This window comes from Chitinophaga sp. G7 BAM 1005, from assembly GCF_057126945.1.
The window spans coordinates 6,111,109-6,124,925 of the sequence record NZ_CP181478.1 but is presented as its reverse complement, the minus strand read 5'-3'; the positions used below and the strand labels follow the sequence as shown (position 1 = coordinate 6,124,925).

Here is a 13,817-nt window from a genome sequence, read left to right as displayed (position 1 = left end):
CTATATATGGCAAACAGCTTATATGACTTTGGAATGATCGGCCTCGGCGTAATGGGCAGAAACCTGTTGCTGAACATGGCAGATCATGGCTTTTCCGTTATCGGCTTTGATAAAGACGCTGCCAAGAACAGCGCACTGGAAGCAGCCGCTACCCCCGGTACTACCGTTAAAGGTGTTGCAGAGCTGGCCGCTATGGTACAGTTGCTGGAACGTCCCCGCAAATTAATGATGCTGGTACCCGCCGGTCAGCCGGTAGATGACGTGATAGCTTCCCTGTTGCCGCTGCTGGAGCAGGGCGACGTAGTAATAGATGGTGGTAACTCCCACTATACGGACACTTTACGCCGTGTGAAACAACTCCGTGAAAAAGGTATCCATTTTATGGGTATCGGCGTTTCGGGTGGTGAGCAGGGTGCGCGTAGCGGTCCGAGTATTATGCCTGGTGGCGACCTGGATGCCTATGCAAAGGTACAACCCATGCTGGAAGCGATTTCCGCCAAAGTAAAAGGTACGCCTTGTGTAGCTTACCTGGGTAAAGAAGGCGCCGGCCATTATGTAAAAATGGTACATAACGGTATTGAATACGCCATTATGCAACTGATCAGTGAAAGCTATACCCTGTTGCAAAAGGGCGCCGGACTCAGCAATGATCAATTGCACGAAGTATTCAAAAGCTGGAACCAGGGCGCTTTACAATCGTTCCTGGTAGAAATTACCGCAGATATCTTCCTCCAGAACGACGATAAATCAGACAAACGCCTGGTAGATGTGATCTCCGATAAAGCAGGTTCCAAAGGAACCGGCAAATGGACATCACAGGACGCAATGGAATTGCCGGTAGCCGTTCCGGTGATCGATACCGCGGTAGCTATGCGTACCCTCTCCGGTTACAAAGAGCAGCGCCTGGAAGCAGAAGCGATCTATAAAGCACCGGAAAATACCATTCATGCCGATGCGGAAATGTGGATCAAACAGGTACACGATGCCCTCTACTTTGCCACCATCCTGAGCTATGCACAGGGATTGGCTATGCTGAGAGAAGCCTCCACCGACCTGAAAATGGAAATCCCGTTACCGGAAGTGGTGAAAGTATGGAGAGGTGGTTGTATCATCCGTTCTTCCCTGCTGGAAATATTTACACAGGCTTACCAGAAAAATGCTGATCTGGCCAACATCCTGCTGGATGAAGGCGTAGCCTACCTCGTACAATCAGTTGAAAGCAACACCCGCAGCGTAATTGCGCAAGCCGCCTCCGCAGGTATCCCTGTGGGCGGATTCATGTCTGCTTTATCTTATTTCGATGCGTTCCGTACCGGTCGCATGGCTACCAACCTGATTCAGGCGCAGCGCGATTATTTTGGCGCACACACCTATCAGCGCATTGATATGCCAGGCACTTTCCACACGGAGTGGCAGCAGCACTAAAAATGTTCATCTTTAATTAAACATATGCAGATCCATAAACGCCCGCCTGCATCCATCCTGTTCATATTCGGAGGCAGTGGCGATTTAAACTACCGGAAACTAACGCCTGCGTTATATAATCTCTTTTTAGATGAATGGATGCCGGAGAAATTTGCCATTGCAGGTTTAGGCCGCAGTCCATACAGCAACGAAGACTATAATAAACACCTGCTGGAAGGAATCAGTAAGTTTTCCCGCCGGAAGGGAGAGCAGAATGGTCACTGGAAAGATTTCAGTGATCATGTTACTTATCTGCAGATGGATGCAGAAGATCCTGCATCTTACAGCAAGATCACCGATTTTGTAACGCAGAAGGAAGAAGAGTGGGGCGTACATCCTACCGTTATCTTTTACCTGGCCGTTGCGCCGCAACTGGTACCAAATATAGCTACCCGTTTGGGTGAACTGAACCTTTGCTCCGATAAGCATTGCACCCGCATTGTAGTGGAAAAACCATTTGGTCATGACCTGCAAAGCGCGCATGAACTGAATGAACTGCTGGCGAAGAAATTTACAGAAGAGCAGATTTACCGTATTGATCACTACCTCGGTAAAGAAACCATTCAGAATATCCTGGCTTTCCGCTTCGCAAACGCATTGTTTGAACCGGTGTGGAATCGCAACTACATCGATAACATCCAGATCACTGCTGCTGAAAGCGTGGGACTGGAAGGTCGTGGCGGTTATTACGAAAGGGCGGGCGCACTGCGCGATATGGTGCAGAACCATATCCTGCAGATTATGTGTATCCTGGCAATGGAAGCGCCGGTATCTTTTGATGCCAATGAAGTACGTAATAAGAAAGTGGATGTGCTCAACGCTATCCGCCGTATTACACCGGATAAGGTGCATGAGCATGCCGTACGCGGACAGTATTCTGCCGGATGGATGAAAGGAAATAAAGTAGCCGGCTACCGCGAGGAAAAAGGTGTGGATACCAAATCCAATGTTGACACTTACGCAGCCGTTAAATTTTATATCGACAACTGGCGCTGGCAAGGCGTTCCGATCTACGTACGGACCGGTAAATACCTGCACCAGAAAGCCACCAATATCATCATCACCTTTAAGGAAGCACCTCCTTATTCCTTCCCGATAGAAGCTGCGCAAACATGGCGCCCTAACAGGCTCACCATCAGCATTCAACCGGAAATGGATATACGGATCCGCTTCCAGGCGAAACGTCCCGGACAAACCATGACGCTGGACCCGGTAGACATGACCTTTAACTACGATGCCGCCAATGGCGAGCATGCACCGGAAGCATATGAAACTTTACTGCTGGATGTAATGGAAGGAGATGCTACCCTGTTTATGCGTGGCGACCAGGTAGATGCTGCCTGGAAAGTGATCATGCCTATCCTGGAAACATGGGAAAACCGCAGTCCGCAGGACTTCCCGAACTATGCACCCGATTCATGGGGCCCCGATGATGCGGATGCACTCGTTGCCCGCGACGGTCATACCTGGATTAATTTACCTACTAAATAATAATTACGGACCATTTGTGAAAATGGTCCGTAACTTTTTTGTCTTATGGAACTACATATAGCAAAAGATCCTGCCCAGCTGAGTGAAAATGTAGCTGCATGGATCAGTAACTACATACTGGAAGTATTACAAACACAGGAACGGTTTACGTTTGTACTGTCCGGTGGTAATACGCCAAAGCAGCTATACAGCCTGTTGGCGAAAGCTCCTTACAACATGGTGATACCCTGGGAGAAAATACATTTTTTCTGGGGAGATGAAAGAGATGTGCCATTTGAAGATGAGCGTAATAACGCCCGCATGGCATTTGAATCATTACTGGATAAAGTAAGTGTAAATCCTGAAAATATCCATGTAATGCGTACCGATATCGGCCCGGAAGAATCGGCCGCCGAATATGAAAAAATCCTGAAATCGTATTTCGGAAAAGATGATACCACGTTTGACCTCGTGTTACTGGGTATGGGAGACGACGGGCATACCCTCTCACTGTTCCCCGGATTACCCATTGTACACGAAAAGAAAGCCTGGGTGAAATCATTTTTCCTGGAAGCACAGAATATGTACCGCATTACTTTAACGGCGCCGGTAGTCAATAAAGCTGCCTGTGTGTTGTTCCTCACCACTGGCGCCAACAAAGCCATTACGCTGAAAAGTGTGATCGAAGGCACTTTTGATGCTGAGAAATATCCTTCCCAGCTGATCAGGCCGGAAGAAGGCGAACTGCATTGGTTTGTAGACGAAGCAGCTGCCGGCGCAATGGAAATTTAACAAAACATAAAGCAATTGCTGTAAAGGGCTGGGCGGATTGAGAGATCCACTCAGCCCTTCTGCTTTCTGCTTTCAGCTATTTTCTGTAGCTTGTGATGGTAACAACGATGAGATTATGTTTGATAAGCCCATATTCGACGCACACCTGCATATCATTGATCACCGGTTTCCTTTGCAGCCAAACGAAGGCTTTTTGCCATCGGAATTTTCAGTAGCTGACTACCAGCAACAGGTAGCGCCGTTGAATATCGCTGGCGGCGCAGTGGTTTCCGGCTCTTTCCAGGGGTTTGATCAGGGATACCTGCTGGAAGCGTTGAAGCAGCTGGGGCTTGGTTATGTTGGTGTAACGCAGATACCAGCCGGTACCAGCGACGAAGAAATTATAGCCCTGCATGAAGCAGGTGTACGCGCCGTGAGATTTAATGTGCAGCGCGGCGGTTCCGAAAGTGTAAAACATCTCGAACGGCTGGCGTTACGTGTATACGAACTGGTGAAATGGCATGTGGAGTTGTATGTGGATTCCCGGCAGCTTCCCGGACTGTCTACCACCCTGCATAAATTGCCCGCCGTAGTAATTGATCACCTGGGTTTATCAAAAGCCGGGTTCAAATATTTATTGCCATTGGTGGAGAAAGGAGCGAGGGTAAAAGCAACTGGTTTCAGTCGTTGTGATTTTGATGTACTAACCGCTATGCGCCAGATTACGGCTATCAATGCAGGCGCTTTATTATTTGGTACTGATTTGCCCTCTACCCGGGCGCCGCGGCCGTTTGCCGCTTCCGATCTGCAACTGATCCTCCAGAATTTCCCGGCAGATATTGCCGCTAAAATATGCAGGGAAAACGCATTGGCGTTGTACCAGCCACGTGGTTAAGAATGTCGGCTTTTATCCCGCAGGAGATAAAAGCCGACATTCTTTTGTACTACATCCAGGTGTCAATCCCCACGGTTTCCATTTCTCTTTTCAGATGTTCGGGCATTAGTCCGTTTAGTAATGTACCCGGAGCAACACTCGGGTATATATCTTCAAAAGTTTTCACCTGGTTCATAAATACCCGGCGGAAAATATGCCGCCTGGTAATATCATGCGGATTCTTCAAACCGGCTGCACCAGCGAGTTCTATAGCGCTTTCAATAGTATCACGGTGATAGTTGGCCACGCGGTGTTTTTTCTCGTCTACCACCAGGCCGGCAGATAACCATTTATCCTGTGTAGCCACGCCGGTAGGACATTTATTGGTGTTACATACCAATGCCTGTATGCATCCAAGTGCCATCATCATAGCGCGGGCGCTGTTGCAGGTATCGGCGCCGAGGGCCATTGCCCGCAGCATATGATAGCCCGTGAGTATTTTACCCGATGCAATAATTTTCATATGATGACGGATATTGAACCCGGTAAGCGTGTCGTGTACAAAGGAAAGGCCATCCATGAGCGGCATGCCCACAGAGTTGGAAAATTCCGGCGGAGCTGCGCCGGTGCCACCTTCTCCACCATCTACTGTAATAAAATCCGGATAGATATCCGTTTCTATCATCGCCTTGCAGATGGCGTAGAATTCGCGCTGCTGGCCAATGCATAGCTTGAATCCAACGGGTTTGCCTTTGCTGAGATCCCGCAGGCGCTGAATAAACAGCATCATTTCCCGCGGACTGTTAAATGCTTTATGATAGGGAGGAGAGAATACGGTAGTATGTGGTTTTACATGACGGATGGCTGCAATTTCGGGCGTGTTTTTAGCCGCCGGCAATATGCCGCCATGACCGGGTTTGGCGCCCTGTGAAATTTTCAGTTCTATCATTCTGACTTGCGGCAGCGCGCTTTTTTCTGCAAACAAACTATCGGAGAAATTACCCTCGTCATCACGGCAACCGAAATAGCCGGTACCTATTTGCCAGATGATGTTGCCTCCCTGTTTGAGGTGAGCTTCACTGATACCGCCTTCGCCGGTGTTATGCGCGAAGTTGCCTATTTTGGCGCCACCGTTTAAAGCCTGTACAGCGTTGTTACTGAGCGATCCATAGCTCATGGCGCTCACATTCAGGATGCTGCCGGAATAGGGCTGTTTACAGTCTTTCCCGCCAAAGGTTACGCGGGGGTCCTTCTCCAGGTGATCAAAATTCTGCGGCTGAATGGAATGCGCCATCCATTCATATCCTTCCGCGTATACATTAAACTGGGTGCCAAATGGCTGGGAATCCAGTTCCCGCTTGGCACGCTGGTAAATAGTGGAACGGTCTACCCGGTTGATAGGGCTGCCATCGATATCGCTTTCCACAAAGTACTGGTAGATTTTTGGCCGCAGCGCTTCCATCCAGTAGCGCATCCGTCCTACTACCGGGTAGTTGCGGATAATAGCGTGTTTAGTTTGCAGGAGGTCAAGGACGCCCATCACAACAATGGGCAATACCAACACCAGTAACCAGAAGACCCAGGGGAAAAATAAACCTAAAACGACGATAGCGCCTAAACTCACACATGAAAATCCGATAAATGCTTTAACCATAGACTTTAATTTTTTGATTTTTTGATGCTCCTGATTTCAGGAGATTGCCGATTACTTCCTTTGCTATTGTTCTTATAAATCTACTTAACGTATGCCAGATAAATTAGTTAAATCTTTGCGGATTTTGTCTTTCTCAGGATTAAACTGATTATACTGATTCCCTTGATTTTATTTTTTTGATTTCAAAAGATTAGGGGAGATATAAGCGGTTACTCGCTTATATCTCCCCTAATCTTTTAAAATCAAAAGTGATCAAATCCTTAAATCAGTATAATCAGTTTAATCCTGAGAAAGACAAAATCCGCCAAAATCTCCGCCTTAGTTTTTAAATTATTTTATTATCTTTCAAAATAAGCCAATCTTCAATCAATCCACCACATGAAAAGATACATTCATCCTGGTAAGCTGGTAGCAACTTGCCTGTTCTTATTTAGTACTATAACGGGGGCGCGGGCGCAACAATCCACGCCCTATGATGCCAGCCGGCTGAAAACCAGTTGGGAAGTGGTAGAAAACCACTACCAGGGCCGCGACAATTTCCAATCGGCCTTCACCTTTGTAAATACAGCCGGTAAACCGTTTCCTTCCAAAGGATGGCAGTTGTATTTTAATTTTATCAGGATGGTTACACCGGGCGAATTGCCGGGTCATGTGAAAGTGGAACATATCAATGGTGACCTATATCGTTTTACACCGGCAGATGGTTTTACTGGTATCGCCCCCGGGGATTCCGTGAAACTCGCCATTACCGGCGACGCCTGGGCAGTGAACTTCACAGATGCGCCCATTGGGTTGTACCTGGTATGGGATGAACAACCGGAAAAAGGTTTCTCCATTAAAGACTATAGTATCCGTCCTTCTACCACTGCCAAACAACTGATGCGTTACCCCGGCGATAAAACCGCGGTAGTAACGCCAACGGATATATTTAAACAGAATGCTGCAGTGAAAGATATACCGGTATCACAACTGCCGCTGGTTTTCCCTACACCGAAATCCTACAACGCCACCGGTAGAAACCTGGTGCTGGACGCTTTCCCGGAAGTGAAAGCCGATCCGCAGCTGTCTGCCAGCGCAGCAACGCTGGATGCTGAGTTACTAACGTTACTGGGTAAACGAAAAAAAGGAACAACAGTTATCAACCTGGTGTATGATGCAGCTATTACGGCGCCGGAAGGTTATCGTTTGAAAGTAGCACCCGAAGGAATTACCATTACTGCCGGTACTGAAACCGGCGCCTTCTATGGCATTCAGTCTTTAAAAACACTGGTGCCTCCGGCCGCATTCGCAGGCAACCAGAAAACCATCACCATACCGGAAGTAGAGGTAACAGATGAGCCCCGCTTTGGTTACCGCGCCTTCATGATAGATGTGGCCCGTAACTTTCATAACAAGCGCGATATGTTACGCATCATCGACCTGATGGCGTTGTATAAATTAAACGTGCTGCACTTTCACTTCAGCGATGATGAAGGCTGGCGCCTGGAAATCCCTTCCCTGCCGGAACTCACTACCGTGGGCGCTAAACGTGGCCATAGCAGCGACTGGAAAAATATGCTGCCGCCATCTTATGGCTCTGGTCCGGATACTACCAACATTGCGGGCAGTGGCTATTTTTCACGCAACGATTTTATAGAGATTCTCCGCTATGCAACGGCAAGGCATATACGTGTTTTACCGGAAATAGAAAGTCCGGGTCACGCCCGCGCTGCGGTAAAGGCAATGGAATCCCGCTACTACCGCCTGAAAGCGGCTGGCCGTGACCAGGAAGCCAACGAATACCTGCTCACCGATTTGCAGGATAAATCTGAATACCACTCTGTTCAATATTGGAACGACAACGTGATGAACGTAGCATTGCCCTCTACTTATCACTTCCTCGATAAAGTGGTGGAAGAATTGCAGTCGATGTATAAAGAAGCCGGCGCCCCACTTGAATCCGTGCATATGGGCGGCGATGAAGTACCGGGCGGCGTGTTTGAAAAATCGCCCGCCTGTATCGCATTGATGCGGCAGGATAAATCACTGAAAGATGTAAATGACCTCTGGTATTATTACTACCGTAAAGTGAATGATCTGCTGAAAGCCCGCGGCTTATCGGTAGCCGGATGGGAAGAAGCAGGGATGCGTAAAACAACCGTCGGCGGTGCATCGCAGAGTATCCCTAATCCTGATTTTGTAAATGATCACTTCCAGCTGAATGTATGGAATAATGTGATTGGCGGGGGACAGGAAGATTTATCCTATCGCCTGGCAAATGCAGGATATAAGGTAATTCTGTCTGGTGTAAGCAACTTTTATTTTGATATGGCTTACATGAAATCTTTTGACGAGCCCGGATTTTACTGGGGTGGTTTTGTAGATGTGGATAAGCCGTTTTATTTTATTCCGTTCGACTATTACAAGAATTCAAAAGTAGACGGCAGGGGCAACCCGGTTACACCGGAGTTGTTTGTGGGTAAAGACCGGTTAACAGGTTTTGGCGCTTCTAATATTCCGGGTATCCAGGGTTTATTGTGGAGTGAAACGGTGATCAACTCCGATCGTATGGAATATATGATGTTGCCAAAGCTACTGGGCCTCGCAGAACGGGCATGGGCACAGGATCCGGAGTGGGCTACCGAGAAAGATTCCGCAAAGGCCGATGCACTGTATGCACAGGCGTGGAGTGTATTCAGCAATGTGATGGGTAAACGCGAAATGCCGCGCCTGGATTATTACGATGGCGGTTTCAACTGGCGCATTCCTGCTGCAGGCGCGAAAGTGGAAAATGGCGTGTTGAGCGCCAATATCCAGATGCCGGGTTTGGTGATAAGGTATACTACTAACGGTGACGAACCTACGTTGAAGAGCCCGGTATATACTGCACCGGTTGCAGCAGGTGGTAAAACGGTGAAACTGAAGGTGTTCAGTGCCAAAGGCCGCAGCAGCAGGACTACTACTGTAAAAGTGCCGGTAGCTGATACGCAGATGAAGAATAATAAATTATAATTAAATCCGCTGCATTTACCCTTCATCCATTTTCTTCTTTCTCCTTTTGCAATTTTTGTATTTTGTTCGTTAAATCCATATCAACCTGATGTTTCGCATTATTCCACTTATTATTAGCTGTTGCGTTGTTGGTTTCCCGGTGTGTGCACAAAAGAAAAATGATGCTTATCAATTGCAGATCCGCAAGGCGGTTTCTCCTGTTAAGATAGATGGCGTAATAGATGAGGCAGCGTGGCTGCAGGCCGATATTGCTACCGGTTTTCATATGGTGCTGCCAATGGATACCAGCGCCGCCAGGTTGCGTACGGATGTGCGGATGACCTACGACGACAAGAACCTTTACCTGGTAGTGGAAAACTATACCATTGGCGACGGGCCGTATATGGTAGAATCATTGCGCCGCGATTTTGCTTTTCTGAAGAATGATAACTTTCTTTTATTCATGGACCCGTTTGATGATCAGACCAATGGCTTTTCGTTTGGCGCCAACGCTGCCGGAGCGCAATGGGACGGTTTAATGTACGATGGCGGAAAGGTGGACCTGAGCTGGGATAACAAGTGGACATCGGTAGTAAAAAACTATCCGGATAAATGGGTTTTTGAAGCAATGATACCTTTTAAAACCATCCGTTATAAAAAAGGAATTACCAAATGGGGCATTAACTTCGGCCGGAATGACCTGAAAACAACCGAGAAGTCGGCATGGGCGCCTGTACCGCGGCAGTTTGCCACGGCTTCGCTGGCCTATACGGGCAATCTCGTATGGGATGCTGCCCCTCCGGCCGCAGGGGCAAATGTGTCGCTGATCCCGTACCTGCTGGGAGGCATGTTAAAGGATTATGATAAGGCTACTCCCACCAAATACCGGCGGGATGCCGGTTTGGATGCTAAAGTAGCGGTTACTTCTTCGCTGAATCTCGACCTTACAGTGAACCCCGATTTCTCGCAGGTAGATGTGGATAAACAGGTAACTAATCTCGATCGGTTTGAATTATTTTACCCGGAGAAACGGCAATTCTTCCTCGAAAACGGCGACCAGTTGTCCAACTTCGGGTATGCTACTATCCGTCCTTTTTTCTCAAGGCGTATTGGTCTTGGTGGTGTGCCAATCCGCTTTGGCGCGAGGTTGAGTGGTAAACTTAATAAAGACTGGCGTTTGGGCGTAATGAATATGCAAACGGGGAAGCAGGAGGAAACCGGGCTGCCGGCGCAGAACTTTACCGTGGCGGCTTTGCAGCGCCGGGTGTTTTCCCGCTCCAACCTGGGTTTTATTTTTATTAATAAGGAATCGGTAAATTATGATCCGGCAAAAGTAACAGATAAGCCTGTTTACAACAGGTATAACCGGAACATGGGACTGGAGTACAACCTGGCATCTTCCAATAATTTCTGGACAGGAAAGGCCATGCTGCTGAAGTCGTACACGCCGGATAAAACCGGCCATGATGTTGCGCATGCGGCCAATCTGCAATACACCAGTAAGCAGTGGAATATTGGCTGGCAGCACGAATATGTGGGGCGTAATTATAATGCGGAAGTAGGATATGTACCGCGCCAGGGATATATCAAGATAGCGCCGCAGGTTACCCGTCTTTTCTTCCCGTTATCGGGTTCTGTATTGAGTCATGGGCCGCAGGTAACCAGCACCTGGTTTTTTGATGAGGCTAATATGCATCGTACAGATAACGAAACCATGCTCAACTACGGCATTGTGTTCCGGAAGCGGAACACGCTCAATGTATGGGCGTCCAATACCTATATTAAGCTGCTGCAACCTTTTGACCCGACCAACACCGGTAAGGATAGCCTGGTAAACGGGAGTCAGCATAACTGGAACACCGTGGGGGCTGATTACGTGTCCAAGCCCCAAAGGTTGTTTACCTATTCATTGTCGGCCCGCTATGGAGGATATTATGCAGATGGCAGCCGGCTGATGACTAATACCGAACTGGGATATCGTTTCCAGCCGTATGTGAGTATTGCATTAAGTGCTAACTATAACAATATCAATTTACCAAAGCCCTGGGGCAATAATTCCTTCTGGCTGGTTGGGCCCCGGTTGGATGTAACGATGACGAATACCCTGTTTTTTACCGGGTTTATGCAGTACAACGGTCAACAGAAGAATATGAACCTGAATACCCGCTTTCAATGGCGCTACAGGCCTGCGTCTGACCTTTTTATTGTTTATACCGACAATTACCTTCCGGAGCCGTTTTATGTAAGGAACCGGGCTTTGGTGCTGAAACTGGTGTATTGGTTTAATCTCTGAATAAATTCCATTTTGTATTAACAGTTAAGATTCGATTAACACTTTACAGTTTTATACCACTTAACATTGCACCACAAGTTTGGCGTAACGAGCGGGCATGCCCGTTAAGATATATATAAAGTTTTCATTTACTATCGTTGTGAATATTATCTCCCTGTGGTTTTTACTACGGGGATTTTCACTATTTTAAAATCTAATTATGAACCGTCTTCCTATGATGAAGCAGCTGCTGCGTATCAGCTGTATTTTTCTGATGCTGGCAGGAACAGCTGCAGCACAATCCGCCACGGTAATTACGGGCAGGGTAGTGGACCGTCCTGTACGGAAGGTATCATTGTCTTACTGGTATGACCCGGGGATATCCCCGGCAGTTACGCAGGATACCTTATTAAAAGCGGATTCTTTTTATTTCCGTGTATCCGTTCCGGTGGGAAGGGTAATTTTTTTTTATGCAGATGCCGGAAATGGATATAATTTTTATGGGATGATCCGCGGAGGGGACAGTTTGCAGATGATGATGCAGGGCGACACTATCCGGTTTGGCGGCAGTGCGGCAGTGTTAAACAGGGCGGTTTATATAGCTAAGCGGGAGCAGGCCGCAATGGAGGTTCCTGCATTGCCTGACGCGCTCCGGCTGGCAACGGCTTACCGGCAGCGGTTGCAGGCGGCGGGCAGGGTATTGGCTGTTTACCGCGACAGTATGAATACTGCCACATGGGCGGTGGTGAAACCGCATGTGTTGGCGGAAGCGGCATCCGGCCTGGTGAGTACTTTATGGAAAGTGGCTGCAGCGCCGGATAGTACGCTGGAAGAAAGACAGGTACTTTTTTATAAGGATAACATACTACCTGCATTACCGCAGATCATTCCTTCAGATACAACGGCAACGTCTATACGTTATTTAAGTTACCTGCTGCATAAAGCGGAGGCAGATTATTTTATTCAGCATCGTTATGAATGTAACAACAGGGCCATCTATGAATGGCTTAAAACGCATTACAGTGGCCGGTTACGCGACAGATTACTGGCGCATTCACTGATGCTGGGTTTTGCAGCCGGTAATCCGCCGGAGGAGCAGGAGTGGTGTGTACGCGATTACCTGGAAGTGGTGCAGGATGAGGCGTGTAAACAGGCCATCGCAAAGCTTTACGGACGATCCAGGAAAGGTATCAGTAAAGGCGTAATGGCGCCGGCTTTCAGTTTTCCGGATGCGCAGGGTAACCTGGTGAGCCTGCGGCAATTCAGCGGAAAGGTAGTACTGCTGCATTTTTACAGTGGAACAGATCCGCTGCTGCCTGCGCTGGCAGAAATAAAAAATTGCTTTGACGACAGCGTTACGTTTGTGAATATATGCTGCGATGGTAATGCTGTAAAGGGTTTGCCGGGATGGATATGGCAGCTGGATGAACAGCGCCGTGATGTGCTTACACAATACAATATTAGTAAGTACCCCTCATTTATTATCGTTGGAAAGAATGGTAAAGTGTATGCCACACGGCCTCCGGATCCCGCAGTGGACCACGGTACAGCCCTCATCAATATTATCTATGAAGCATTATTGCAGTGAGCTTTTTTCAGGCTGTTGAGCCAATAAAACCGATATAAGAACGTTTAGTAAAAGTACGCAGCTAATCCGCATCGACGCCATTGTTCCGCAGCTAAATTTTCGAAAATCCGTTTAAACCAGATTGTTAATATTTACGTTTAAATATATATATGATAATGCTGGTTTAATAAAGACACAAATCGTATATTCAGTAAATAACCGTTAAGACCCCCTCTATGCCACATGCCAAAGCGTTATTTTGACAGACTACAGACCATTGATTACCTCATTAGGATCAAAGGGACCGGTAAGCCCGCTCAGTTAGCCAAGCGGCTTCGTATTTCCGAAAGAACACTCTATGAATTCCTCAAAATGATGAAGGAGTTAGGTGCTCCCATTGAGTACGACCGGTACAAAGAAAGTTACTTCTACTCAGAAAAAGGCGGCTTCAACGTCAGGTTCTCAAAAAACCTGATCGCCGTGAGTACGATGTTTCTTTTATGCTTCTTTATTTGGTAAACATGGTCCGCGCACTGACCAGTTAACCGGCCTCCCTGTTAGCTCTCCCTGCGCCCGCGCCGCCCTTTCAGGGCCTTAGATCTGTAGCACAGCTGTAATGCAGCTGTTCCGGGATCTTTTATGTAATCTTCCTTAATGGGTGGACAGGGAAAGTATTGTCTTTTGGGATAATGGCTTTATCTGTCCACTTTCTTTTTCCAAAATACTTAACATTCGATTAACTGTTGCCACCGGAAATAGATCCAATTTTACGACT

9 protein-coding genes are annotated in these 13,817 nt (G+C 47.6%); 8 read left to right on the top strand and 1 reads right to left on the bottom strand.

Annotated elements, in window-relative coordinates:
- Window positions 1–6: 6 nt before the first annotated feature.
- The 4 genes from gndA to ACMXI2_RS24540 are packed head-to-tail and all read left to right on the top strand — an operon-like array spanning window position 7 to window position 4,600.
- Window positions 7–1,425: an NADP-dependent phosphogluconate dehydrogenase gene (gene gndA / locus ACMXI2_RS24555; RefSeq protein ID WP_483778621.1), complete on the top strand. Its 1,419-nt coding sequence runs from the start codon at window positions 7–9 to the stop codon at window positions 1,423–1,425.
- 24 nt (window positions 1,426–1,449) lie between these two features.
- Window positions 1,450–2,955: a glucose-6-phosphate dehydrogenase gene (gene zwf / locus ACMXI2_RS24550; RefSeq protein WP_483778620.1), complete on the top strand. Its 1,506-nt coding sequence runs from the start codon at window positions 1,450–1,452 to the stop codon at window positions 2,953–2,955.
- Between the two features lie 45 nt (window positions 2,956–3,000).
- Window positions 3,001–3,726: a 6-phosphogluconolactonase gene (gene pgl, locus ACMXI2_RS24545; RefSeq protein ID WP_111577944.1), complete on the top strand. Its 726-nt coding sequence runs from the start codon at window positions 3,001–3,003 to the stop codon at window positions 3,724–3,726.
- Window positions 3,727–3,763: 37 nt separating this feature from the next.
- The gene (locus ACMXI2_RS24540) at window positions 3,764–4,600 is read left to right on the top strand and encodes an amidohydrolase family protein (protein ID WP_483778619.1); all 837 of its coding nucleotides are present in this window, start codon (window positions 3,764–3,766) and stop codon (window positions 4,598–4,600) included.
- A 49-nt stretch (window positions 4,601–4,649) separates the two neighbouring features.
- Here the strand turns inward: ACMXI2_RS24540 and ACMXI2_RS24535 are convergent, their stop codons facing one another.
- Window positions 4,650–6,233: an FMN-binding glutamate synthase family protein gene (locus tag ACMXI2_RS24535; protein ID WP_483778618.1), complete on the bottom strand. Its 1,584-nt coding sequence runs from the start codon at window positions 6,231–6,233 to the stop codon at window positions 4,650–4,652.
- A 378-nt stretch (window positions 6,234–6,611) separates the two neighbouring features.
- Here ACMXI2_RS24535 and ACMXI2_RS24530 point away from each other — a divergent pair, with 378 nt between their 5' ends.
- The 4 genes from ACMXI2_RS24530 (at window position 6,612) to ACMXI2_RS24515 (ending at window position 13,561) form a co-directional block, all read left to right on the top strand.
- Window positions 6,612–9,224 (top strand): family 20 glycosylhydrolase, encoded by a 2,613-nt coding sequence (locus ACMXI2_RS24530; protein ID WP_483778617.1) that lies wholly within the window; start codon window positions 6,612–6,614, stop codon window positions 9,222–9,224.
- 88 nt (window positions 9,225–9,312) lie between these two features.
- Window positions 9,313–11,496, top strand: a complete 2,184-nt coding sequence (locus ACMXI2_RS24525; protein WP_483778616.1) for a DUF5916 domain-containing protein — start codon at window positions 9,313–9,315, stop codon at window positions 11,494–11,496.
- 199 nt (window positions 11,497–11,695) lie between these two features.
- Window positions 11,696–13,063 carry a TlpA family protein disulfide reductase gene (locus ACMXI2_RS24520; RefSeq protein ID WP_483778615.1) on the top strand — a complete coding sequence of 456 codons (1,368 nt, stop codon included), beginning with the start codon at window positions 11,696–11,698 and terminating at the stop codon, window positions 13,061–13,063.
- A gap of 222 nt (window positions 13,064–13,285) precedes the next feature.
- Window positions 13,286–13,561, top strand: a complete 276-nt coding sequence (locus ACMXI2_RS24515) for a hypothetical protein (RefSeq protein ID WP_483778614.1) — start codon at window positions 13,286–13,288, stop codon at window positions 13,559–13,561.
- Window positions 13,562–13,817 lie beyond the last annotated feature (256 nt).

Bases quoted from the DNA above. Each gene is read 5' to 3' on its own strand.
- gndA (WP_483778621.1), top strand. From the start codon at position 7: ATGGCAAACAGCTTATATGACTTTGGAATGATCGGCCTCGGCGTAATG.
- zwf (WP_483778620.1), top strand. From the start codon at position 1,450: ATGCAGATCCATAAACGCCCGCCTGCATCCATCCTGTTCATATTCGGA.
- pgl (WP_111577944.1), top strand. From the start codon at position 3,001: ATGGAACTACATATAGCAAAAGATCCTGCCCAGCTGAGTGAAAATGTA.
- ACMXI2_RS24535 (WP_483778618.1), bottom strand. From the start codon at position 6,233: ATGGTTAAAGCATTTATCGGATTTTCATGTGTGAGTTTAGGCGCTATC.
- ACMXI2_RS24530 (WP_483778617.1), top strand. From the start codon at position 6,612: ATGAAAAGATACATTCATCCTGGTAAGCTGGTAGCAACTTGCCTGTTC.
- ACMXI2_RS24525 (WP_483778616.1), top strand. From the start codon at position 9,313: ATGTTTCGCATTATTCCACTTATTATTAGCTGTTGCGTTGTTGGTTTC.
- ACMXI2_RS24520 (WP_483778615.1), top strand. From the start codon at position 11,696: ATGAACCGTCTTCCTATGATGAAGCAGCTGCTGCGTATCAGCTGTATT.
- ACMXI2_RS24515 (WP_483778614.1), top strand. From the start codon at position 13,286: ATGCCAAAGCGTTATTTTGACAGACTACAGACCATTGATTACCTCATT.